The following is a 26,978-nucleotide window of genomic DNA, read 5'->3' as shown; positions in this document are numbered from 1 at the left end:
ATAGATTTAATATTTGGCTGAGGCGAGCGTGACCGAACACGTCACCGGCCATTCGTTTGGCATTTCGAACTACGCGGCCGATAAATGACATTTACGGGGCGTTGATTCGAAATCGCGTGGCAGATCAACGACCCTCGTATTAGACTGCGGCCAGCAGCGCGCACATTGGGGCGGCACCTTCTTTTTCTCGCGTTTCCGAACGCTGGGCGGGTGACAGATCATGAAACCATCGAATCCCTCTTCGTCTGCGACGAACGTGACAGATTTGTCTGCATGGCTGCGTGAAGACATCGCGCACTCGCTGGGGGTGCGCGCGGGCACCATCGATATGGCGGTGCGATTCCGCGAGCTCGGGCTCGAGTCGGGGCAGATCACCGCCCTCATTTCGCGGCTCTCGCAGCGAATCGGCCGGCCGCTCTCCCCCACCGTGGCCTGGCAGCACCCGACCCCCGGCGCGCTCTCGCGGTATGCTGCGGCGCTCTCGGCCAATGCCGATGCGCCACCGGTCATGTCCGGCACGCCCAGCGGGACGAGCGCCTCGCTCGCAGGGACGAACGGGCCCTCCGTGGAGCCAGTGGCCATCGTCGGGATCGCCTGCCGCTTGCCGGGCGGTGTGCGCTCGCCGGAGGAATTCTGGTCCCTGCTCTGCGACAAGCGGCACGGAATCCGTGAGGTGCCCGCCGAACGGTGGAACGTCGATGCGTACTTCGACGAAGATCCCTCCACCCCCGGGAAGATGAGCACCCGATGGGGAGGCTTTCTCGAGACCGTCGATGCGTTCGACGCCGCGTTTTTCGGCATTTCGGCGCGCGAGGCGCAGCAGATGGATCCGCAGCAGCGCCTCTTTCTCGAACTGGCCTGGCAGGCGTTCGAGGACGCGGGGATCGATCCTTTGACCGTGCGTGGCCTGCCCGTGGGCGTCTTCGCGGGGGCCATGTGGAGCGACTATGCGAAACTCACCCATGGCGATGCGCGGGCGTTGGATACGCACAGTGCCACGGGGCAGGATACGTCGATCATCTCGGCGCGTGTGAGCTACCTCCTCGGCCTGGAAGGACCAAGCCTCACGGTCAACACCGCGTGCTCCTCCTCGTTGGTGGCCATCCACCTTGCCTGCCAGAGTTTGCGTGTCGGGGAGACAACGATGTCAATCGCGGGCGGAGTGCATGTCATCGCTTCGCCCGAGAGCACCGTGGCCATGACCAAGTTCGGCGCGATGAACCCCCATGGGCAATGCCGCGCATTCGACGGCGGGGCCAACGGATACGTCCGCAGCGAGGGCGGCGGGGTCGTGGTCTTGAAGCGACTAAGCCGCGCCATGGCCGATGGGGACCGCATTTACGCGGTCATCCGGGGCACCGCCGCCAACAACGATGGCTTCTCGAATGGCCTGACCGCCCCTAATCCGCAGGCGCAAGAATCCATGCTGCGGGCCGCGCATGCGTCGGCTTCCGTGGATCCGGGTTCGATTCACTACGTCGAAACGCACGGCCCGGGGACCATCCTCGGTGACCCCATCGAAGCGGGCGCACTCGGCACGGTCTTCGGCCCCAATCATTCGGCGGAACGGCCATTGCGCATTGGATCCGTCAAAACGAACCTCGGACACTTGGAGGCCGCCGCCGGCGTGGCCGGCTTGGTGAAGGTGGCGCTCTCCCTTCATCATGGTGCACTACCGGGCAATCTTCACTTCGAAAAGCCCAATCCGCATATCGCGTTCGACGCGCTGAACCTGAAAGTTCAGACGGAGCTCGAGCCCTGGCCGCATGCCGGAGAAACGCCGCGGGCGGGGATCAGTTCGTTCGGCTTTGGCGGCACCAATTGCCACGCCGTGCTCGAGGCGGCGCCTTCGAGCCGGAGGCTCTTTCTCGGTTTGGCGGCGAACAGCGCGGCGGAGCTTCGCGAACGGGCGCTCGCGGCCTTGGACGCGGCCTTCACCTTGCGCACGTTCGACGATGCGGCCGCCCTCTGCCGAACGGCCTCGCAGGCAACGAGGGAGCTCCCGGCGGCCACGTACCGCGCGGCGGTCACCGGCAGCGACGTCGGGGAGCTCGTGCGGGGTCTTTCGGACCTGCTCGCGGGCGGGCTTCGGGCGCAAGGCCCGGTGGAGAGTCGTCCTCGTATCGTGCTCGTGTGTCCGGGCCATGGCTCGCAGTGGCTCGGAATGGGCCGCGCGCTGCTGCTGCACGAGCCGTCATTTCGCAACGCCGTCGAGGCGTGCGATCGGCATGCCTCGGCGCTCCTTGGTTGGTCCATCGTGGAGGAGTTGTTCGCCGACGAGGCGCACTCCCGCCTCGAGGACGCGGTCGTCGTTCAAGTTTTGCTCTTTGCCGTGCAACTCGGCCTGGGCGCGCTATGGCGCGCGTGGGGCGTCGAGCCCGATGCCGTGGTCGGCCACAGCATGGGGGAAATCACCGCCGCCTGCCTGGCGGGTGTTCTCGACGTCGAGGAGGGCCTGCGCGTCGTCGTCGCACGAAGCCGGGTCGTCGCCGAACATGCCTTGGGCCAGGGAGCCATGCTCGCTGTGTCCTTGCCGGAGGACGAAGTTCGTTTTCTCACGGATGACGTCGATGGAGATGGCCTGGTGGTTGCAGCCATCAATAGCCCGCGCTCGACCGTGCTCTCGGGATCCCTGCCCGCCATCGAACGCGCACGCACGGAGTTGGCTGCGCGCGGCGCGAAATGCCATCGCGTGAACATCGATTATGCGTCCCATAGCCCCCAAATGGATCCTTTGCTCGAACGGCTGCGGTCGGACGTAAAAGGGATATCGCCGAAGCCGGCCAAACCGGCGATGCGTGGGACGGCCTGGGATGCGTGGCTGACCGGCCCGGAGTGCGGACCGGATTACTGGGCGGCCAATTTGCGCAATCCCGTGCGCTTCCAGGCCGCCATCGAGGCGCTGGCGGAGGGGGGCCCAGCGGTATTCATCGAGTTGAGCCCGCACGCGGTGCTGACCAAGTCGATCGAGGAGACGCTGCGCGCGAAGAATGCCCGCAGGACCAGCGCGCACGTGCTTCCGTCGTGTTTTCGCCACGAGGACGAGCGGGGTACCATGATCGAGAGCCTTGCAGCGCTCTTTCGGTTGGGGGTCGATCCGAGGTGGATGCCGGCGGACGAGGAAACCTCGGGCCATCGAGTGGTCCCCATCTCGGCCAAGACGGAGGAGGCGCTGCGCGCGCAGGCAGCCCGGCTTCACACGCACCTCGAGGCGCATCCCGAGTTCGCGCTCACCGACATCGCGCATTCCCTGGCAACCACGCGCGCGCGCTTCGAGCGGCGGGCGGCCGTCGTCGTGCACCATCGCGCCGATCTGCTCGGCGCGCTCGCGTCCCTGCGCGATGGCGCGGTCGATCGCCGAATCGTGACCGGACGAAAGAAGGGGGACGGCAAGGTCGCCTTCGTGTTCCCGGGCCAAGGCTCGCAATGGCCCGGGATGGCCCGTGCGCTGCTCGCGTCGTCCTCCGAGTTCCGCGCGCGGCTCGAGGCGTGCGAGCGCGCGCTGGCTCCGCACGTCGATTGGTCGCTGCTCGCCGTGTTGCGAGGCGATGCGGGAGCGCCCTCCCTCGAACGGGTCGACGTCGTCCAGCCGGCGCTCTTCGCCATGATGGTTTCCCTCGCGGCCCTTTGGAAATCGCTGGGCGTGCAGCCCGATGCGGTCATCGGGCATAGCCAGGGCGAGATTGCCGCCGCCTGCGTCGCCGGTGCCCTGGACCTCGACGACGCGGCGAGGATCGTCGCCCTTCGCAGCAAGGCCCTGCTTCGCCTCGCCGGGCAAGGGGCCATGGCCTCCGTGGAGCTCGATGCCGGCGCGGTGTCGCGCCACATCGCATCCTACGGCGAGCGCCTCTGCGTGGCCGCCATCAACGGCCCCCGCTCCACCGTCGTCTCAGGCGAGCCCGAGGCCATCGACGCCTTCGTCGCCGAAATGTCCGCGGCCGAAGTCTTCGCCCGCAAAGTGCGGGTGGACATCGCATCGCACTCGCCGCGCATGGATGCGATTCGCGAGCAGCTGCACCACGATCTCGACGGCCTGCGCCCGCGCGATGGGCGCGTTCCTTTGTATTCGACCGTGGAGGCCACCGCCGTCGGCGGCGCCGAGCTCGATGCCGCGTATTGGTTTCGCAACGTGCGGCAGCCGGTGCGCTTCGCGGAGGGGGTCGACGCGCTTCTCGCCGATGGATTCGGCTTTTTCATCGAGGTGAGTCCTCATCCGGTTCTCGCCCTTGCCGTGCAATCGGCGCTGGAGGCCGCGGGGAGCGAAGGGGCCGTCGTTCCCTCGCTGCGACGCGATGAAGGCGATCTCGCGCGGCTCCTGTCGTCCGCCGGCGAGCTTCACGTCGCCGGGCTCGAGCTCGATTGGAAGGCGCTTTTTCCCGGGGCGCGAAGGGTCGCCCTGCCCACGTACCCCTTTCAAGCGCAGCGCTTCTGGGTCGAGGCCACCGCGCCGCGGGGTTCGGCGACGTCCGCACGAACGCGCCCATTTCGCATGTCGGCCCTTCCCGACGTCGTCTTTTCGGAGCGCGAGTTGTCGCTGAGCGAGCTCCCCTGGCTCCGCGACCATCAGGTCGAAGCTGCGTGCGTTTTGCCCGGTGCGGCGTCCATCGACATGGCGTTGGCCACCGCCAAAGCGGCCTTCGCCTCGGGCGAGATCGCACTGGAGGACATCGAGCTCAAAGAGGCACTCGTGTTCTCCGAGGAGCGGGCGCTCGTTCAAATCGCGTGGCGCGAAGACGGCTCCGCCTCGTGGCGCTTTCATCTCTCACGCGGCGTGGCAGGCGCCGACGGAGAGACCTCGTGGCAAGAGCTCGTTTCGGGTCGCGCCCGTTCAAGCCTTCGCCCCCAGGGTGCGCCACCTTCCCTCGAGATCGCCAAAGCGCGATGCACGGATGCACGCGGGGTCGACGCGTTCTACGCGACGCTGTCGCGCATGGGCCTGAAGTACGGCCCCGCATTCCGCGGCGTTCGCGGGCTGTTCGGCCAACCCGGCGGCCCGCGCGCACTCGGACGCATCGAGCTGCCCGCGCCCGCCACGCAGGCCGCCGCCTACGTCATCCACCCGGCGCTCCTCGACGCGTGCATCCACGTGGCGTTCGCCGCGGCCGACTGCACCCCCGACGATGGGCCGATGGTCCCCGTTTTCGTCGAGCAGGTTCGACTGAGCAAGACGGCGTCGTGCACCCGCGTGTGGTGCGAGGCCGACGTCGCGCGCGATACCGAAGGAGATCTCGTTGCGCACCTGACACTATGGGACGATGATGGCGCGCCCGTCGGGGAGGTCCGTGGACTGCGCCTGGCACGCCTCGAACGCGGCGCACGGCGCGACGAGGAACCTCTGGCCGATGCATGGCTCGGCGTCGCGTGGGAGGAGCGCGAGCCGTGGTTCGGGACCACGGACGCCATCCCCACCGGCCAGCGCTGGGTGATCTTCGCCGGTGCAGGCGATGCCGGACGCCGTATCGCGGCGGAGATGAACGCGCGCGGCGTGAAGGTCGAAATCGTCGATGCGTCCCTGACGCGCCATCGCACGGCCATTGCACCCCTGTTCGACCGGACGCTGCACGGCGTGATGTTCCTCGGCGGGCTCGATGCCCCGTCGGGATGGATGGGCGCGCTGCACGTCGTGCAGGAGCTTGCATCGCGAACATCGCGATTTCCACCGCGCCTGGTGATGGTCTGCCATCGTTCGCAATCGCCGCGCGGCAGCGGCGGTGTGCGCCCCGAGCAGGCTTTGCTCTGGGGGCTCGGTGGATCGGTGCGCTCCGAGCACCCGTCGCTGCGGCCCCTTCGTGTCGACCTGGGCGATCTCGAAGATGGCACCGAGCTGCGGGCCCTGGCCTCTTTGGCCCTCAGCGACACGGACGAAGACCAGGTGGCGCTGCGGGGTAACGCGGTGTTCGTGGCCCGTTTGCAACGCCAAACGCTGCCCGAAGCCGCCCGCCAGCGCATCGAGCCGGCGGGAGACCGCTCCTACCGTCTCGCGATCGGCAGCGCCGGCACCTCGGCGCAAACGGACACGCTGCGCCTGGCCCCGTTCCCGCGAACGCCCCCCGACCCCGGCGAGGTCGAGATCGCCGTGGAGACCGCGGGGCTCAATTTTCTCGACGTGCTCTCGGCGTTGGGCGAAATCCCCGGTGCGGGGCTCGGCTGCGAGTGTGCGGGCCGCATCGCTCGGGTGGGCAACGGTGTTTCGGCATTTCACGTGGGCGACCGCGTGCTCGCGCTGGGGATGAATGCATTCGCGACGCACGTCACCGCGCCGGAGGCCTTGGTCTTTCCGGTACCGGAGGGAATGTCCTTCGAGCAAGCAGCCACCTTGCCCATCGTGCACTTGACCGCGTATTACGCACTTCACCACGTCGCGCGTTTGAAAGCGACGGACCGCGTGCTCGTGCACTCGGCCACGGGCGGCGTGGGGTTGGCGGCCTTGGAGTGGGCGCGCCATGTGGGTGCGACGGTCATCGCCACCGCAGGCACCGAGGAAAAACGGGCATGGCTTCGCGAAAAAGGGATTCGATTCGTCTCCGACTCGCACTCCGACCAATTCGTGGAGGACGTGCATCGCTGGACCAACGGCGAGGGTGTCGACGTCGTGCTCAATTCGCTTTCCAGTCCGTACTTGGAAAAGAGCTTCGGGCTCTTGCGCGAGGGTGGCCGCTTCGTCGAGCTGGGAAAACGGGATTACCTCGCCAACCGGGGCATCGGATTGAAGCCATTCTTGAAAGGGTTGTCCTTCACCTTGGTGGACGTCGCCACCATGCTGAAGCGCGAGCCCGAGCTCGTGCGGTCCGTATTTCTCGAGGTCCTGGAGCACGTGCGCCGGGGCACGCTCACGCCGCTCGTCCACCGGACGATGGGGCTTTCGCGGGCGCAGGACGCCTTTTGGGAAATGGGCCGCGGCAAACACATTGGCAAATTCGTATTTCGCGTCCGCGAGCACGAGCCACCGTCCATTACCGTCCCCATCGATTCCAATGCGGCATGGGTCAAGCACGACGCGACGTATCTCGTGACGGGCGGTCTGGGCGGACTTGGCCTGTCGCTCGCGGGTTGGATGACCGAGCAACACGCTGGCCACCTGGTGCTCATGGGCCGCCAAGGCATCACGCGGGACGAACAGCGGCAGGCGGTGGAGGCGATGCGGGCGCACGGCACCCGCGTGACCGTGGTGCCGGGAGACGTCGCCGATCGTGCGGTGCTCGCGGCGGCGCTGGACGCGGTTCCGGCGGAGTATCCGCTCAAGGGCGTCGTGCATGCTGCGGGACTTCTCGATGATGGGCTGCTGGTGGACCAATCCGTGGAGCGCTTCGAGCGAGTACTCGCCCCGAAGGTGCTCGGAGCGCAGGCCCTGCACGAGCTCACGCGACACCACGACCTGGACTTTTTCGCGCTCTACAGCTCGATCACGACGCTGCTCGGAAGCCCGGGACAGGGAAATTACACGGCCGCCAATGCATTTCTCGATGCCCTTGCCCACCACCGAAGGAGCCTTGGCTTGCCAGCCGTGTCGATCGCCTGGGGGGCTTTCTCCGAGGTGGGCCTGGCGGCGAGGGACGAGCAGCGCGGGGCACGGCTAGCCGGACGCGGAATGGACCTGCTCACGCCGAAAGACGGGAATACCCTCTTTGCCCGATCGGTATTGGCCGAGGTTCCTCATATCGCCGTCTGTCCGCTGGACGTGCACCAATGGGTCGAGTTCTACCCCGAGGCCGCGGGCTGGCCGTACCTCGGGACGCTCCTTGCCGAAGCACCGCGCACGTCCGATCGCCAGCGCGACGTGGATTGGCTGCAAAACCTGCGCAACGCGCCAGTGGCCGAGGCGCGGCGCGAGCTGACGGCGCACGTGCTCGAGCAGATCGGGCGCGTGCTGCGCGCGGACCCAACCCATCTGGATCCTGCGACACCTTTCAAGGCGCTGGGGATCGATAGCCTGATGGGCATCGAACTTCGCAATCGATTGGAGGTGAGCATCGGCCAGGCTCTCCCCTCCACGGTGGTATGGACGTACCCGACGGCGCGTGCCCTGACGGATTTGCTGGTCGAACGGCTGTGCGGTGGGGGCGAACAAGGGAAATCGACCCGAAAGCGGAATGAGCCGGTCGCGGTGCCGTGGCCGGAAATCCCAGTGGCGGACGATGCGCTGCTCAAAGAATTGACGGAGCTGGAGGAGGTTCTCGGTGGCTAATCGAAATGGTAGTTCCCCCGTCGATGCCCAACGCATCCTCTTCGCGCTTCGAACCGCGAAGAGCCGTGTCGAAGAATTGGAATCGCGGTTGCGCGAGCCCATCGCCGTCGTCGGGATGGCGTGCCGGTTCCCCGGCGGCGACGGACTCGAGCCGTTCTGGGAGACGTTGCAATCGCATCGGGACATGATCCGCGAGGTACCCGATTCGCGCCTCGTGGGACCTTGGCCGGCCGGGGTTCCGCGATGGGCGGGTCTGCTCGACGAGGAACCGGATGGTTTCGATGCGGACTTTTTCGGCATGGCACCGCGCGAGGCCATCGCGCTCGATCCGCAACAGAGGCTGCTGCTCGAGATGGGTTGGAATGCGTTGGAGCACGCGGGAATCGTCCCGGAGCGATTGCATGCGTCGCGAACGGGGGTATTCGTCGGGCTTTGCTTCAACGACTACCAGCACCACGTGAGGCGCCGTGCGGATGGGGAACGCGACGCGTACGAGGTCACGGGCAACATGGCCAGCACCGCGGCGGGCCGGCTCTCATACGTGTTCGGGTTCTCCGGCCCCGCGGTGACCCTCGACACGGCGTGTTCGAGCTCCCTCGTGGCCATTCACATGGCGTGTCAGAGTCTCCTCACGCGCGAGTCCGATTTGGCCCTGGCGGGTGGGGTAAACCTGATTCTGTCGGAGCACACGACGGCGGCCCTGGCGCGAACCCAGGCCTTCTCGCCCGATGGGCGGTGCAAGACGTTCGATGCGTCGGCGAACGGGTTCGTGCGGGGCGAGGGCTGCGGCATCGTGGTGCTCAAGCGCCTCTCGGATGCAAAGAGGGACGGCGACGACGTCTTGGCCGTGGTGCGGGGCTCCGCGGTCAATCAAGACGGGCGCTCGACCGGGCTCACGGCGCCGAACGTGCTCGCGCAGGAGAGGTTGCTTCGGGATGCGTTGGAACGCGCCGGGGTGGATCCGAATGTGGTGGGGTTCATCGAATGCCATGGGACGGGAACGTCGCTTGGGGATCCGATCGAGACGGATGCCCTGCGGGCGGTGTTCGGGGCGGCGCGCGCGGATGGGTCGAAGGTGTGGCTCGGGGCGCTCAAGACGAACATTGGGCACTTGGAGGCTGCGGCCGGGGTGGCGGGGCTCATCAAGGTGGTCCTGGCGCTTCGGCATCGGAGGCTGCCGGCGAATTTGCACCTTCGGCATATGAGCCCGCTGGTGCGGCTCGCGGGGACGCCGCTGTGTCCATTGACGGAAGGGGTGGAGTGGACGGCGATTGAGGGGCGGCGCGTTGCCGGTGTTTCGGGGTTTGGGCTCAGTGGGACGAATGCGCATGTCGTGGTGGAGGAGGCGGCTGCTCTCCCCCACCCCAGCCCTCCCGCTGCGTTGAAAGTCGGCCGCGGCAAGCCGCGGACCTCCGAGGGGGAGGGAGCCGTAACGGCGTTTGTCTTGTCGGCGAAGACCGAGGTGGCGTTGCGGGCGCAAGGGGAGCGGTTGGGCGCGTACCTCGATGCGAATCCCGAGGTGGGCTTGGTCGATGTCGCGTTTTCGCTCGCGACGGCGCGTTCCCATTTCGATGTGCGGGCCGCCTTTGTCGCGGGGAATCGTGAGCAGGTGCATGCGCAGCTTGCTGCGTTGGTGCCTTCTCGGGTCAAGCGCGACGGCAAGCTGGCCGTGCTCTTCACAGGACAAGGCAGTCAGTTCGCCGGCATGGGGCGCGAGCTCTATGACGCTTTTCCCAGCTTCCGGCAGGCGTTCGACGAGGTGGCGGCTCATTTCGATCCGGCGACGCTCGACGCCGAGCGCATCGACCAGACCGGCGTCGCCCAACCCGCGCTCTTTGCCCTCGAGGTTGCGCTCTTTCGTCTCCTCGAGTCCTGGGGCCTTCGGCCCGATTTGCTCCTCGGCCACTCCATTGGCGAGATTGTCGCCGCTCATGTCGCGGGTGTCCTCTCCCTCGGCGATGCCTGCTCCCTCGTTTCCGCTCGCGCACGTCTCATGCAGGCCCTCCCTCCCGGCGGCGCCATGGTCGCTCTCCAGGCCTCCGAGGACGAGGTGCGGCCGTTCCTCCATCCACGCGTCGACATCGCCGCCATCAATGCTCCTCAGTCCACCGTCCTTGCCGGTGATGACGACGCCGTCCACGCCATCGCCCGCCACTTCGAGCTCCTCGGCCGAAAAACCTCCCGCCTGCGCGTCAGCCACGCCTTTCACTCCCCGCGCATCGACCCCATGCTCGACGACTTCCGACGCGTCGCCGAGACACTCTCCTATCACCCGCCTCGCATCCCCATCGTATCCAACCTCACCGGAACGCGCGCCGAGCCGCTCGACATCGCCTCCCCCGATTACTGGGTTCGACACGTCCGCCACGCCGTCCGCTTTCTCGATGGTGTGCGCTCCCTCCATGCCGAAGGCGCTTCCACCTTCCTCGAGATCGGGCCCCACGGTGTCTTGGCTCCCCTCGCCGAGGCCGCCCTCGGCGCCTCCGACGATCTCGCCTTCGTCCACGCCCTCCACAAGGACCGCGGCCTCGAGACCCTCCTTTCCGCCGTCGGGGCTCTTCATGCCCGCGGTCATCACGTCGATTGGCAGGCCCTCTTTGCGCCGCAACAGCCTTCGCGCGTCGCCCTGCCCACGTACGCCTTCCAGCGTGAGCGCTTTTGGGTCGATGCCGATCCGTCGAACGATGCGACTGGCGATGCATGGCGCTACCGAATCTCGTGGAAGGCGCTTCCTTCGACGAAGTCTGGGCCCCGCATCGACGGCACGGTTTGGCTCGTCACGTCCGCCGAGGCTCCGCAGCACGGGCTCGCGGAAACGCTGTCGGGCGCCCTCTCGGATCAGGGAGCGCACGTGGTGCCCATCGCGGTCGACGGCACGGCTGGGCGTGCGGGCATCGTCGCCCGGCTCACCGAGGCACGCGAAAGGCGTGAAGGGCTCGATGCCGCGTCGGCCCCGCGCGCCGTCGTCTCGCTGCTGGCGCTCGACACGGAAGCGGTGCCCGGGCATGCGGCACTGCCGCGCGGTCTCGCATCGACCCTCGAGCTCGCGCAGGCGCTCGGCGAGCTCGCGTTGCCTGCCCCGCTGTGGATTCTTACGCAAGGGGCCGTGTCGGTCGCGCCCTCCGACCCACTCGCGACGCCTCTTCACGCGCTGAGCTGGGGACTGGGGCGCACGCTTGCGGTCGAGCACCCGGAACGGTGGGGCGGATTGATCGACCTGCCCGCGTCGTTGGATGCGACGTCCGCGCGCAAGCTGGTGGCGGCTCTGGGGCGCGACGACGACGAGATCGCCCTACGTGCGTCGGGGCTGTTCGCGCGACGGCTGGTGCGCGCGCGCTCCGTGAGAAGCAACGACGCGGCATCCTGGAAACCACGCGGCACCGTGTTGGTCACCGGCGGGACGGGCGGCGTGGGGGCTCGGGTTGCACGATGGCTCGCGCGCCATGGGGCCGAGCATCTCGTGCTCACCAGCCGGCGCGGCCCCGATGCACCGGGTGCGCGGGAGCTCGAGGCGGAGATCACGGGCCTGGGTGCGCGCGTCACCCTCGAACGGTGCGACAGCGCGGATCCCGACGCGCTCGCGGAGCTTCTGGGGCGGCACGAGGATCTGCGCGCCGTCTTTCACGCGGCGGGCGTGACGCAGCAGCAGGCTCTCGAGCATATGACGAGAGAGGACGTGGAGCGCGTCCTGTCGGCGAAGGCCGCGGGGGCGATGCATCTCGACCGGCTTCTTGGCGACAGGCCCATCGACGCGTTCGTGCTCTTCGCGTCCGTCGCAGGCACGCTGGGCAATGGGCATCAAGGGGCGTACGCGGCCGCCAACGCGTACCTCGATGCGCTCGCCGAGAATCGGCACGCACGCGGGCTCGCGGCCACCGCCATCGCGTGGGGTCTCTGGGCGGGCGATGGAATGGGGGCGGGCGATGGGGTGGAGGACCATCTGCGCCGCCGGGGCCTGTTGCCCATGGATCCGGAGTGCGCGCTCGATGCGTTGCAACAGGCCCTCGGTCGCGCGGAGCCGTCGCTGCTCGTGGCCGACATCCAATGGGCACAGTTCGCACCGTTTCTGGCTGCGGCGCGGCCGCGGCCGTCGCTGATGGAGGTGCCCGAAGCGCGGAGGGCGCTCGAAGGGCTGGCCTCGGCAACGGACGAGCGTGCGCTGCTCGATCGCCTTCGCGGCCTCGGTGAGGGCGAGCGCTTGCCGCACCTCGAAGCGCTGGTGCTGCGCGAGACGGCGGCCATCCTCGGGCATCGCGATGCGTCACGCCTCGATGCGCGCACGGGCTTCACGAACCTCGGGCTGGATTCACTCATGGCGGTGGGGCTCCGGCAGCGTCTTCGTCGTGCGACGGGCATTGCGCTTCCGGCAACGGTGACGTTCGACCTTCCGTCGCCGCGCCATGTCGCGGGCTTCTTGCTCGAGTCCCTGCACGGTGGCGGGGCAGGTGCGGCGGAGGCGAAGCCGGAGGTTCGGGCCACCGCGCACGACGATCCGGCGATTGCGGTGGTCGGCGTCGGATTGCAGCTCCCCGGCGGGGTCGTCGACCTGGACAGCCTTTGGCGCGTGCTCGCAAGCTCGACGGATACGCTGCGGGCCGTCCCCGCGGATCGGTGGGACGCGGAGGCCGTCTACGACGCCGATCCCGATGCCAAGGAGAAGGCGTACGTTCGGCATGCGGCCTTCTTGGAGCGCGTGGACGGGTTCGATGCCGCCTTCTTCGGGATCAGCCCGCGCGAGGCGCGGCACATCGATCCGCAGCATCGGTTGTTGCTCGAGGCAAGCTGGCAGGCGCTGGAGAATGCCGGGGTCGTTCCGGAGTCGCTCGAGGGCTCGCAAACGGGTGTGTTCGTGGGCATCGGGCCGGGCGAGTACGAGATTCTTCAGCGCCGGGCCAGCGACGGTGAGGCGTATGCGCTCTTGGGGACGCAGCCTTCGTTTGCGGCGGGGCGGTTGGCGTTCACGTTGGGGTTGCAGGGGCCCGCGCTTTCCGTGGATACCGCGTGCAGTTCGTCGCTCGTGGCGCTCCATCTCGCATGCCAGGCCCTGCGCCGTGGCGAGTGCCAGCTCGCGCTCGCCGGCGGCGTCCAGGTCATGGCGGCCCCGGAGCTGTTCGTGTTGCTGTCACGGACGCGGGCGCTCGCGCCCGATGGGCGATCGAAGACGTTCTCCGATGGCGCGGATGGCTACGGGCGCGGCGAGGGTGTGGTCGTGCTCACCTTGGAGCGACTCGACGATGCGCGCGCGAATGGGCGGCGTGTGCTGGCTGTCGTGCGTGGGTCGGCCGTCAACCATGATGGGGCCAGCAGCGGCATCACGGCGCCCAATGGAACTTCGCAGCAGAAGGTGCTCCGGGCTGCGCTCGAGGATGCGCGACTGCGTGCGGCGGATGTCGACGTCGTGGAGTGCCATGGTACGGGGACTGCGCTTGGTGACCCGATCGAGGTGCAAGCCTTGGCTGCGGTTTACGGTGAGGGGCGCGAGGCCGAGCGACCTCTGTTGCTTGGGGCTGTGAAGACGAACATTGGGCATTTGGAGTCTGCCGCAGGGTTGGCGGGCGTGGCGAAGATGATCGCGTGCTTGCAGCATGGGGCGCTGCCCGCGACGTTGCATACGACGCCGCGCAATGGGCACATCGATTGGGATGCGTTGCCCGTGCGGGTCGTGGATTCCTTGGTGCCTTGGGGGGTTGGGGACAGGGTGCGGCGGGCCGGGGTTTCGGCCTTTGGGCTCAGTGGGACGAATGCGCATGTCATTGTGGAGGAGGCGGCTGCTCTCCCCCACCCCAGCCCTCCCGCTGCGTTGAAAGTCGGCCGCGGCAAGCCGCGGACCTCCGAGGGGGAGGGAGCCGTAACGGCGTTTGTCTTGTCGGCGAAGACCGAGGTGGCGTTGCGGGCGCAGGGGGAGCGGTTGGGCGCGTACCTCGACGCGAATCCCGAGGTGCGCTTGCTCGATGTCGCGTATTCGCTCGCGACGGCGCGTTCCCATTTCGATGTGCGGGCCGCCTTCGTCGCGGGGAATCGTGAGCAGGTGCATGCGCAGCTTGCTGCGTTGGTGCCTTCTCGGGTCAAGCGCGACGGCAAGCTGGCCGTGCTCTTCACAGGACAAGGCAGTCAGTTCGCCGGCATGGGGCGCGAGCTCTATGACGCTTTTCCCAGCTTCCGGCAGGCGTTCGACGAGGTGGCGGCTCATTTCGATCCGGCGACGCTCGACGCCGAGCGCATCGACCAGACCGGCGTCGCGCAGCCCGCGCTCTTTGCCCTCGAGGTTGCGCTCTTTCGTCTCCTCGAGTCCTGGGGCCTTCGGCCCGATTTGCTCCTCGGCCACTCCATTGGCGAGATTGTCGCCGCTCATGTCGCGGGTGTCCTCTCCCTCGGCGATGCCTGCTCCCTCGTTTCCGCTCGCGCACGTCTCATGCAGGCCCTCCCTCCCGGCGGCGCCATGGTCGCTCTCCAGGCCTCCGAGGACGAGGTGCGGCCGTTCCTCCATCCACGCGTCGACATCGCCGCCATCAATGCTCCTCAGTCCACCGTCCTTGCCGGTGATGACGACGCCGTCCACGCCATCGCCCGCCACTTCGAGCTCCTCGGCCGAAAAACCTCCCGCCTGCGCGTCAGCCACGCCTTTCACTCCCCGCGCATCGACCCCATGCTCGACGACTTCCGACGCGTCGCCGAGACACTCTCCTATCACCCGCCTCGCATCCCCATCGTCTCCAACCTCACCGGAACGCGCGCCGAGCCGCTCGACATCACCTCCCCCGATTACTGGGTTCGACACGTCCGCCACGCCGTCCGCTTTCTCGATGGTGTGCGCTCCCTCCATGCCGAAGGCGCTTCCACCTTCCTCGAGATCGGGCCCCACGGTGTCTTGGCTCCCCTCGCCGAGGCCGCCCTCGGCGCCTCCGACGATCTCGCCTTCGTCCACGCCCTCCACAAGGACCGCGGCCTCGAGACCCTCCTCTCCGCCGTCGGGGCTCTTCATGCCCGCGGTCATCGCGTCGATTGGCAAGCCCTGTTTGCGCCGTGGCGGCCTTCGCACGTCACCCTGCCCACGTACGCCTTCCAGCGTGAGCGCTTTTGGGTGGACGTGCCGCCGAGCACGGACAACGCGTGGGGGTACCGCATCTCCTGGGAGCCGCTGGCCATCGCGGGCCGTTCCCTCGAGGGTCCGTGGTGGCTCGTCCTCCCCGCCGGCGCCGTCGACGATGCGCTCGTAGAAACGCTGTCGCGCGCCCTCGTGGAGCGTGGCGCCCATGTCGTGCCCATCGTGGTCGACGCGCACGACCGCACGCGGCTCGCCGAGCATCTGCGTGAGACGCTCGCCCGTGGGGCAGCGCCGCACGGCGTGGTTTCCTTGTTGGCACTCGACACGCGTCCGTTGCCGGAGCGCGCGGTCACGCCGGGCGGCCTGGCCGCCACGCTCGGGTTCGTCCAGGCGATGGGCGATGTTGAGCTTCGGACCCCGCTTTGGATGCTCACACGAGGCGCCCTCTCCGTGGGTCACGAGGATGCGCCGGCGTCGCCGCTCCAGGCGTTGACCTGGGGCCTGGGCCGCGTTCTCGCGCTCGAGCATCCGGAACGGTGGGGCGGATTGCTCGACCTCCCCGCCCACCTCGATGCCACCTCGGCCTCCCACGTCACCGCCATCCTGGCCGGAAGCGAGGACCAGGTCGCGCTCCGCGCGGACGGTGTCTTTGCGCGGCGACTCGTACGGGCCCGCGAAACGGCCATGGCTCCTTCGTGGAAGCCGCGCGGAACCGTCTTAATCACGGGGGGCACGGGGGCGCTCGGTGCCCATGTGGCGCGGTGGCTCGCGCGGAATGGGGCCGAGCACCTCGTGCTTACCAGCCGGCGCGGCGCCGATGCACCGGGTGCCCACGCCCTGTGCCGCGAGCTCGAGGCGCTCGGTGTTCGCGTCTCCATCGAGGCATGCGACAGCGCCGATCCCGAGGCCCTCGCCGCACTGCTCGGGCGGCTCGAGGGGCTGCGCTCGGTCGTGCATGCGGCAGGCATCGTTCAACTGCAGGAGCTCGACGCCATCTCGCTCGACGATCTGCACGACGTGCTCGCAGCGAAGGTGGCCGGCGCGTTCCATCTGGACCGGCTTCTCGAGGATGCTCCGCTCGATGCCTTCGTGCTGTTTTCGTCCATTGCGGGCGTGTGGGGCGGTGCGCAGCAAGGCGCGTACGCCGCCGCCAACGCCTACCTGGATGCCCTGGCCGAGGCGCGGCGGGCGCGCGGACTCGCCGCCACCGCGATCGCATGGGGGCCATGGGCGGAGGGCGGTATGGCGGCCGACGCCTGCGCGCAGAGTTTCCTGGAGCGACGCGGTCTTCGGTTGATGGCCCCCAGCCGCGCGATCGAAGCGCTGCATCGGGCGCTCACCGAGGGCGCGACGACGCTCGCCGTGGCCGATGTCGACTGGCCGCGCTTCGCTCCAACGTTCGCCTCCGGGCGAGCGCGCCCGCTTCTTCACGCGCTCCCCGATGCGGTCCGTGCCCTCGAGGCACTCGAGGCCGCATCGGCCCCACCCGAAGCCAACGACACACTCGCCGCTCGGTTGCGCGGCCTTGGCCAGGACGAACGCCTCGAGCACGTCGTCGAACGCGTGCGCGCCGAGTGCGCGGCGGTCCTGGGGCACGACGATCTTGCGCAGCTCGATCCTCAGACGGGCTTCGCCGATCTCGGCCTCGATTCCCTCATGGCCATCGAGCTGCGACGCCGCTTGCAACGGGTCACGGGCGTGGCCCTCCCTGCGACGCTGACCTTCGATTTCCCATCGCCTCGTCACGTCGCAGGCTTCTTGCTCGAGGCCCTCGGGCTCGCCGCGGCGGCCACGCACGATGCGCCTCGTGCGCTCACCGCCGACGGTGACGCCCCCGTCGCCATCGTGGGCGTCGGACTGCGGCTTCCGGGCGGCGTCGTCGATCTTGCGTCGTTCTGGCATCTGCTCGCGTCGTCGGCCGACACCGTTCGCCTCGTCCCGGAGGACCGATGGGACGCCGAGGCGGTGTACGATCCCGACGTCAGCGCCAAGGACAAGTCCTATGTCCGGCACGCGGCCTTCTTGGATCGCGTGGACCTGTTCGACGCCACGTTCTTCGGCATCAGCCCGCGCGAGGCGCGGCACATCGATCCGCAGCATCGACTGCTGCTCGAGGCGAGCTGGAAAGCGCTGGAGGATGCGGCCCTCGTTCCCGACACGCTTCGCGACTCGCAGACCGGTGTCTTCGTGGGCATCGGGCCCAGTGACTATGAGTTGCGGCTGCACGATCACGACGCCGAGGCGTATGCCGTCACCGGAACGCACACGTCGTTTGCGGCGGGGCGGTTGGCGTTCACGTTGGGGTTGCAGGGGCCCGCGCTTTCCGTGGATACCGCGTGCAGCTCGTCGCTCGTGGCGCTTCATCTCGCCTGCCAGGCCCTGCGCCGGGGCGAGTGCCAGCTCGCGCTCGCCGGCGGCGTCCAGGTCATGGCGGCTCCGGAGCCCTTCGTGTTGGCGTCGCGAACGCGGGCGCTCGCGCCCGATGGGCGATCGAAGACGTTCTCCGATGGCGCGGATGGCTACGGGCGCGGCGAGGGCGTGGTCGTGCTCACCTTGGAGCGGCTCGACGATGCGCGCGCGAATGGGCGGCGTGTGCTGGCTGTCGTGCGTGGGTCGGCCGTCAACCATGATGGGGCCAGCAGTGGCATCACGGCGCCCAATGGAACTTCGCAGCAGAAGGTGCTCCGGGCTGCGCTCGAGGATGCGCGACTGCGTGCGGCGGATGTCGACGTGGTCGAGTGCCATGGTACGGGGACCGCGCTTGGTGACCCGATCGAGGTGCAGGCCTTGGCTGCGGTTTACGGTGACGGGCGCGAGGCCGAGCGGCCGCTCTTGTTGGGCGCCGTGAAGACGAATATTGGGCATTTGGAGTCTGCCGCAGGGTTGGCGGGCGTGGCGAAGATGATCGCGTGCTTGCAGCATGGGGCGCTGCCCGCGACGTTGCATACGACGCCGCGCAATCGGCATATCGATTGGGATGCGTTGCCCGTGCGGGTGGTGGATTCCTTGGTGCCTTGGGGGGTTGGGGACAGGGTGCGGCGTGCTGGGGTGTCGGCGTTTGGGCTCAGTGGGACCAATGCGCATGTTGTGATTGAGGAAGCGCCTGCGCTCCCCCACCCCAACCCTTCCGCTGCGTTGAAAGTCGGCCGCGGCAAGCCGCGGACCTCCGAGGGGGAGGGAGCCGTAACGGCCGGCGCCCCATCCGTGGTGGCGTTCACGCTATCTGCGAAGACGGAAAGTGCGTTGCGGGTGCAGGGGGAGCGGTTGGGCGCGTATCTCGAAGAGCATCCCGAGGTGGGCTTGGTCGATGTGGCGTATTCGCTCGCGACGACGCGCTCGCAATTCGAATGGCGGGCGGGGTTTGCGGCGCGGGATCGCGAGCAGGTGCGGCAGGCGCTGGCGACGTTGACGGCTTCGAAGGTGACGCGCGGCAGGAAGCTGGCGGTCCTCTTTACGGGGCAAGGTAGCCAGTATGCGGGCATGGGGAGCGTTCTCCATGATGCGTTTCCGCGATTTCGCGAGGTCTTTGACGAGGTGTGCGCGCGCTTCGATTCGTCGATGCTCGATGCGGAGCTCATTCACGAGACGGGGGTCGCGCAGCCGGCGCTCTTTGCGCTCGAGGTCGCGCTCTTTCGGCTCCTCGAAGGCTGGGGCCTTCGGCCCGATCGACTCCTCGGGCACTCCATTGGCGAAATCGTCGCAGCACACGTGGCCGATGTTCTCTCGCTCGAGGATGCGTGCACCCTGGTCGCGGCGCGGGCGCGTCTCATGCAGGCGCTTCCGCCGGGCGGCGCCATGATCGCGCTGCAAGCTACCGAGGACGAAGTCCGGTCTCGGCTCGACCCGCGCGTCGACATCGCCGGCCTCAACGGTCCCCAGTCCACCGTCATCGCCGGCGACGACGAGGCCGTCCAAGCCATCGCCCGCCACTTCGAAGCCCTCGGTCGAAAGACGTCGCGGCTCCGCGTCAGCCACGCGTTTCACTCCCCGCTCGTGGAGCCCATGCTCGACGACTTCCGGCGCGTGGCCGAAACCCTTTCCTACCAGCCTCCCCGCATTCCCATCCTTTCCAACCTCACCGGGCTCCAGGCCGAGCCGTCCGACATCGCCTCGCCCGATTACTGGGTGCGGCATGCGCGGCACGCGGTTCGCTTTCTCGATGGCATCCGCGCACTTCGTGCCGACGGCGTGACCACCTTCCTCGAGCTCGGCCCGCACGGCGTGCTTTCGCCCCTCGCCCAAGCGTGCCTCGATCCCGACGAGGACCTCGCGTTCGTGCCCACCCTGCACAAGGGGCGCGGCGTCGAGACGCTGGCATCCGCCCTGGGCACGCTCCACGCACGTGGACATCGCATCGACTGGGAGGCCTTCTTCGCGCCCCTTCGGCCATCGCGCGTGGCGCTCCCCACGTATCCTTTCCAACCCGAGCGCCATTGGATCGAGCGCACCGAACGTCGCGGCACGCAGGCAGGACGCTACCCGTTGGCGGGGCAGCGGTTCGACCTCCCCGATGGCACAGTGCTGCACACCCTGGAGATTGGACCGTCGGTCCAATCCTACCTCCAGGACCACCTGGTCTACGGCCGCATCGTGGTGCCGGGCGCCTTCTACGTCGCCGTCCTCCTCGCCGTGGCGGAGGCGCATTGGCCGGATCAGGCGCTCGAGCTGCGCCAGGTCGAGTTCCTGCGCCCCATTTCCTTCGAACGCGCCTCCGAGCGGGTCACGCTGCATCTCCAACTCTCGCGCGCAGCGCAGGGCTTCTCCGTGCGGCTCTGCACGCGCCACGGGGACGAGTGGACCACGCATGTGACGGCGGCCATCGAACCGTCGAACCTCCCGACGTCCTCGGAGCGTGCGGCCCTTCGGGCGCCCGCATCGGACGAGACCCCGGAGGCCACGTCGCGCCTCGATGCGTTGCTGCGCGCGTTGCAGGTCGACTTTGGTCCTCGGTGGCGGTGGCTCCACCAGATCGATGGCACCCGCGAGCGAACGGGGCTCGCGCGGCTGCACGCGCCCGACGACGTTCCGCCGGACGATGCGCCCATGCCCGGTGGGCTCGTTGACAGTGTCTTTGCACTGGCGCTTTGGATTCGCTCGGAAGCGGGCGGTCGCGAAGTCGACAACCCGACGCCGCGTCTGCCGTTCGCCGTCGAGCGTCTCGTTTGGTACGGGCGGCATGCTGTTCCCGTGTGGGCCGAACACGCGCTGCGCGGCGAGACCGCCGATGGTGACGTCAGCTTCTCCGAAATGTCGTTCTGGGACGCCGAAGGCTTCCCCCTGGCGCACATCGAAGGCTTTTCCGCGCGGCGCGCCCCCGCGACACAGTTCTTCGCGAACCAGACCCCGCCCGACCTGTATTCCCTCGCCTGGGGCGAGCTCCCCGCCGCCGAGGCGCCCAACGAAGCGTGGGCCATCGTCGGCGAGGACGCCCTTCATCTGGGCGCGGCGCTCGATGCCAGGGTCTACCCCGATCCGAACGCGCTCCGTGAGGCCGTCGCCCAGGGCGATCCGCTGCCCGCGGTGGTGGCGCTTGTCCTCGCGAGCGATGCGGCCGATGAAACCGAGGGCGATGTCCCTGCGCGCGCCCATCGCGCAGTCCACCGTTTGCTCGCGGTGCTGCAGCCCTGGCTCGCGCACGACGACTTCGCCGCGTGCCGGCTCGTCGTCCTCACCCGCGGTGCCGTCGCCGTCCACGGCGATGAGGCGCTCGATCCCGCGCACGCTCCCATTTGGGGACTCGTGCGCTCGGCGCAGGTCGAGCACCCTGCCCGGCCCATCGTCCTGCTCGACGTCGACGCAGTCGATGCCCGGGCCATCCGCACCGCGGCCACCCTCGCCGAGCCGCAGCTCGCGCTGCGACAAGGTGCACTGCACATGGCGCGTCTCGCGCGGGTCAAGGCGGAGGCGGAGGCACGCCCCCTCGATCCGAACGGCACGGTCCTCGTCACGGGTGCCACGGGGGCGCTCGGCGCCGAGGTCGCGCGGCACCTCGTGGCCCACCACGGCGTGCGCGATCTGCTCCTCGCGTCGCGCCAAGGCCCCGACGCCCCCGGAGCCGACACGCTCCTCGCCGAGCTGCGCGCGGCGGGGGCGCGGGTCACGCTTCGGGCCTGCGACGTCGCCCGCGCGGACGACCTGGCGCAGCTGCTCGAGCGGGTCGCGCCCAAGCATCCGCTCACCGCCGTCGTGCACACGGCGGGCGTGCTCGACGACGGCCTCGTGGCATCCCTCACCGAAGACCGTGTCGACGCCGTCCTTCGGCCCAAGCTCGATGCGGCGTGGCATCTGCACGAGCTCACGCGCCACCTCGATCTGCGCGCCTTCGTTCTCTTCTCGTCGCTTGCCGGTGTCCTCGGCAGCGCGGGGCAGGCCAACTACGCGGCGGCCAACGGCGCGCTCGATACCTTGGCGGCGCATCGCCGCGCGCAGGGATACCCCGCGTGCTCACTCGCGTGGGGACCGTGGGACGGTGTCGGCATGGCCGCACGCTTGCCCGAGCAAGACCGCGCACGCATCCGGCGGCAGGGCATCGTGCCGCTGTCGACGCAGGACGCGCTGGCGCTCTTCGATGCCGCGCTCGCACGCCCCGAGGCCCTGCTCGTTCCGGCGCGCTTCGATGCGGCGGCGCTCGCGCAGAGGGGCGACGCCCTGCCGACGCTGCTCCGATCCCTGGTTCGCGCCCCCGCGCGAAAGGTCGAGGCGCCGGCGCGCGCCATCGATGCGCTCACCGAGCGGCTTCGGTCCCTCGGTGAAGCCGACCAAGTCCGGGCGCTGCTCGACTTCGTCCGGCAGCACGTGGCCAGCGTGCTCGATGCCAACCCTGGGTCCATCGAGCCTTTGCGTCCGCTCCAGGAGCTCGGCCTCGATTCGCTGATGGCCGTCGAACTCCGCGACCGACTCGCCTCGGCCTCCGGGCGCCGGCTCTCGGCCACGCTCCTCTTCGATTATCCCACCCCCGATGCCCTCGCGCGGTGGCTTCGCACCGAGCTTCTCGGCGATCTCGCGGTGGCTTCCCCCGCGGTGCCCGTGGCGGCTCGCGCGGGCCATGACGCCGACGATCCCATCGCCATCGTGGCCATGAGCTGCCGCTACCCCGGCGGCGTGCGCTCCCCGGAAGATCTCTGGCAGCTCCTTCACGAGGAACGCGATGCCATCGCGGCTTTTCCGATGGACCGCGGGTGGGACATCGACGCGCTCTACGATCCCGATCCCGACGCCAAGGGCAAGATCTACGTGCGCGAGGGCGGCTTCCTCGAGCGGCCCGATCTCTTCGATCCGGCCTTCTTCGGATTGAGCCCGCGCGAAGCCATGTACCTCGACCCGCAGCAGCGGCTCTTTCTGGAGACGTCGTGGGAGACTTTCGAACGCGCTGGCATCGACCCTCTCTCGATGAACGAGACGCCCACGGGGGTCTTCGTCGGCGTTTGCTACAACGACTACGAGCTCGTGGTGCCGACGCCGCGGGAGGCCGAAGATGGATATCCCGCATTGGGAACGTCCACGGCCATCGCGTCCGGACGCATTGCGTACACGCTCGGCCTCCAAGGCCCCACGGTGACCGTCGATACGGCGTGCAGTTCGTCCCTGGTGGCGATTCACCTCGCCTGCCAAGCACTGCGCAACCACGAGTGCTCGCTCGCCCTCGCCGGCGGTGCCACGGTGTTTGCCACCCCCGAGCCGCTCGTCATCTTCAGCCGACTCAAGGCACTCTCGCCCGGAGGCCGATGCCGTGCGTTCGCGGCCAACGCCGACGGTGCGGGCTGGGGTGAAGGCGCGGGCATGCTGCTCCTGGAGCGGCTCTCCGACGCACGCAAGAATGGCCACCCCGTTCTCGCGCTCGTTCCCGGCTCCGCGATCAACCAAGATGGAAAGAGCCAAGGCCTCACCGCCCCCAATGGCCCCGCCCAGCAGCGGGTGATCCGGCAGGCACTCGCGCGCGCCCAGCTCTCGCCCCAAGACGTGGATGCCGTCGAGGCCCACGGCACCGGCACGCCGCTAGGCGATCCCATCGAGGCGGCGGCCCTCGTAGCCACGTATGGTCGCGAGCATTCGCCCGAGCGCCCGCTGTGGCTCGGCACCGTCAAGTCCAACGTGGGGCACACCCAGGCGGCCGCCGGCGTGGCCGGGGTCATCAAGATGGTCCTGGCGATGCAGCACGAGCTTCTGCCCAAAACGCTGCACGCCGATTCGCCTTCGCCGCACATCGATTGGTCGAGCGATTCGGTCCGGCTTCTCCACACGTCGACACCGTGGCCCGCGAACGGGCGGGCGCGCCGCGCAGCCGTTTCGGCCTTCGGAATCAGTGGAACGAATGCGCACGTCATCTTGGAAGAGGCTCCTCGTCGCTCTTCTTCCGTCGAGGAGACCGCCGCCGTCACGGGCCCGCTCGTGGTCCCCGTCTCGGCCAAGACCGACGAGGCGCTTCGTGCGCAGGCTTCACGACTTCGCGAGCACGTCGAAGCGCATCCCGAGTTGGCCGTCGCCGACATCGCGCATTCGTTGGCCACCACGCGCTCGCACTTCGAGCGGCGTGCCGCCCTCGTCGTGCGCGATCGCGACGAGTTGCTTGGCGCGCTCGCCGTCGTTCGCGATGGCTCCACGGCACCGCACGTCGTGTCGGGGAGGAAGAAGGGCGAGGGAAAGGTCGCCTTCGTGTTCCCCGGCCAAGGGTCGCAATGGCCGGACATGGCGCGCGCGTTGCTCGCGTCGTCCAACGTCTTCCGCGAGCGGCTCGAGGCGTGCGACCGTGCGATCGCGCCGCACGTCGATTGGTCGCTCCTCGGGGTGCTGCGCGGTGACGATGGGGCGCCGTCGCTCGAACGGGTCGACGTCGTGCAGCCGGCCCTCTTCAGCATGATGGTCTCCCTGGCGGCGCTCTGGCGCTCCCTGGGCATCGAGCCCGATGCGGTCATCGGACATAGCCAGGGCGAGATCGCCGCCGCCTGCGTCTCCGGGGCACTTTCCCTGGACGATGCCGCCAAAATCGTGACCCTCCGCAGCAAGGCGCTGCTCCGCGTCGCGGGCCAAGGTGCCATGGCGTCCGTCGAGCTCGACGCCGAAACCGTGGCCCTCCGCATCGCGCCCTACGGCGAGCGCCTTTGCGTGGCGGCCATCAATGGGCCTCGCTCCACCGTGGTTTCGGGGCTGCCCGAGGCCATCGACGACTTCCTCGCCCGAATGACCGCCGACCAGATCTTCGCGCGCAAGGTGCGGGTCGACATCGCGTCCCACTCTCCTTGCATGGATGCGATGCGCGACGAGCTCCTTCACGTCGTCGACGACGTGCGGCCCACCGCAGGCAGCACGGCTCTCTATTCGACGGTGGAGGCTGCGCCGCTCGATGGGCAGAGCCTCGATGCCGCGTACTGGTTCCGCAACCTGCGGCAGCCGGTGCGCTTCGCCGAGACCACCGAGAAACTCGTCGCAGACGGATTCTCCTTCTTCGTCGAGCTAAGCCCGCACCCCATTCTCTCCATCGCGCTGCAGACGATCCTCGAGGCCGCGGGGCGCGAGGGAACGGTGGTCCCTTCGCTGCGGCGTGACGAAGGCAGCATGGTGCGGATGCTCGCCTCGCTCGGTGAACTTCACGTCGCCGGACTCCGGCTCGATTGGAGCACGGTCCTTCCGCGCGCACGAACGGTAGCCCTTCCGACGTACGCGTTCCGCCGGGAGCGCTTTTGGACCGAGGCCAAAGCGGCGAATGCCACGGAGGCCTCGGCCCCCGGGGATGCCCGGTTCTGGGACGCCGTCGCCAAAGGGAACCTCGACGCGCTCAGCGCATCGCTGCGCATTGACGATCCCGCCCAGCGCGATTCCCTCGCCTCCGTGCTGCCCGTGCTCGCGCGGTGGCACCGGGAGCGCTCGGATCGGAACACCGTCGATGCCTGGCGCTACCGGGTGATCTGGAAGGCGCTCTCGCCCTCGGCCTCGGGCGCGCGGATCGCGGGCACGTGGTGGCTGGTCAGCACCGCAGAAAACGGCGAGCTCGCCGGCACCATGGCGCGCACGCTCACCGACCATGGCGCGCACGTCGTGCACGTGGCCGTGGACGAACACGACGACCGCGCGGGCCTCGTCACGCGCTTGCGGGAGATCTTGGACTACGCGCCGGCGCCGAGCGGCATCGTCTCGCTGCTGGGCCTCGATACCGCATCACTGCCCGCGCATCCGGCACTGCCCCGCGGGTTTGCCAGCGCATTCGCGCTCGCGCAGGCCTTGGGCGATCTCGCGGTGGTTGCGCCGCTCTGGCTTCTCACGCGCGGCGCCGTGTCCACGGGGCGCTCCGATCCGCTGGCCTCGCCGCTCCAAGGGCTGACGTGGGGCATGGGGCGCGTGCTCGCCCTCGAACATGCGCCGCGCTGGGGCGGGTTGATCGACTTGCCGCCCTCCCTCGACGCGACCTCCTTGCAGCGTCTCGTCGCCGGTCTCGCGGGCGAGGAGGACCAGCTCGCGCTGCGCACCTCGGGGCTCTACGCGCGCCGCCTCGTGCGCGCGCCGTCCGGCGGCGAGATGCCGGCGTCGACATGGAACGTGCGCGGAACCGTCTTGATCACGGGCGGCACCGGTGCCCTCGGTGCACACGTGGCGAGGTGGCTCGCGCATCAAGGTGCCGAGCATCTCGTGCTGGCCAGCCGGCGCGGCCCGGAAGCACCGGGCGCACGCGAGCTGTGCGAGGAGCTGCAGGCCATGGGTGCGCGCGTCTCGCTGGAGGCGTGCGACAGCTCCGACCCGGAGGCCCTCGCGGCGCTTCTCGAGCGGCACGGTGATCTGCGTGCCGTCGTGCACACCGCGGGTGTGACGCAGCAGAAGGCCCTCGAGCAGACGACGCTCGACGAGCTGCACGACGTGGTGGCCGCCAAGGTGGCCGGTGCCTTCCACCTCGACCGGCTCCTCGGCGATCGGCCGCTCGATGCCTTCGTCCTCTTCTCGTCCATCGCGGGCGTCTGGGGCAGCGCACAGCAATCGGGCTACGCCGCCGGCAACGCGTACCTCGATGCGCTCGCCGAAAATCGGCGGGCACGCGGGCTCGTGGCCACGGCCATCTCGTGGGGATCGTGGGCCGAGGGAGGAATGGGCTCGAGCTCGGAGGTTCGAAGCTTCCTGCACCGCCTCGGTCTGTTGCCCATGGCGGCCGCGCGAGCCCTCGCAGCCTTGCGGCAAGCCGTCGACGATGGCGAGGCCACGCTCACGGTCGCGCATGTGGATTGGACGCGCTTCGTACCGTCGTTCGCATCGGGGCGGCGTCGTCCGCTCCTCGAGGCGCTGCCGGATGCGGTGCGCGTGCTGGAGGAGCTCGCACGCGCGTCGGTGGAGAGCGGAGGCGATGCATTCGTCGCAGAGCTTCGCGCCCTCTCCGACGTGGAGCGAATGGAGCATCTCATCGCGCTGGTGCGGACGGAAACGTCCGCGGTGCTCGGCCATCCCGATGCCTCGCGACTGGATGCGCACACGGGGTTCGTCGACCTCGGTCTCGACTCGCTGATGGCCGTCGAGCTCCGACGAAGCTTGCAGCGAAAGGCCGGCGTGACGCTCCCCGCGACACTCGCGTTCGATCATCCGTCGCCCCACAGGGTGGCGAGCTTCGTGCTTTCACTTCTGCGCGATGCCTTGGGCGAGGATGCCCCCCGCGAAAGCGGCACGCTCGAGCGCACGCGCGACACCAAAGACGACCCCCTTCGCCCCGATCTGGATGCGCTCGAAGACGAAGCCCTTCTCGCCGTTGCAAGCACCTTTCTGGAGGTGAGCTGA

At 68.8% G+C, this 26,978-nt stretch carries 2 protein-coding genes; both read left to right on the top strand.

Features of this window, described 5'->3' with window-relative positions; genetic code table 11:
* Nucleotides 1-256: 256 nt before the first annotated feature.
* Nucleotides 257-8,185, top strand: a complete 7,929-nt coding sequence (locus LVJ94_06300) for an SDR family NAD(P)-dependent oxidoreductase (GenBank protein ID WXB06844.1) — start codon at nucleotides 257-259, stop codon at nucleotides 8,183-8,185.
* Nucleotides 8,178-26,978, top strand: coding sequence for an SDR family NAD(P)-dependent oxidoreductase (locus tag LVJ94_06295; GenBank protein WXB06843.1), 18,801 nt, complete (start codon nucleotides 8,178-8,180; stop codon nucleotides 26,976-26,978). Before LVJ94_06300 ends, LVJ94_06295 begins: the two co-directional genes overlap by 8 nt.

This window comes from Sorangiineae bacterium MSr11367 (assembly GCA_037157805.1).
In the GTDB taxonomy this organism is placed as follows: domain Bacteria; phylum Myxococcota_A; class Polyangia; order Polyangiales; family Polyangiaceae; genus Pendulispora; species Pendulispora rubella.
Note: the sequence above shows the minus strand (reverse complement) of the source record. Positions and strands in the feature narration are given on the sequence as shown.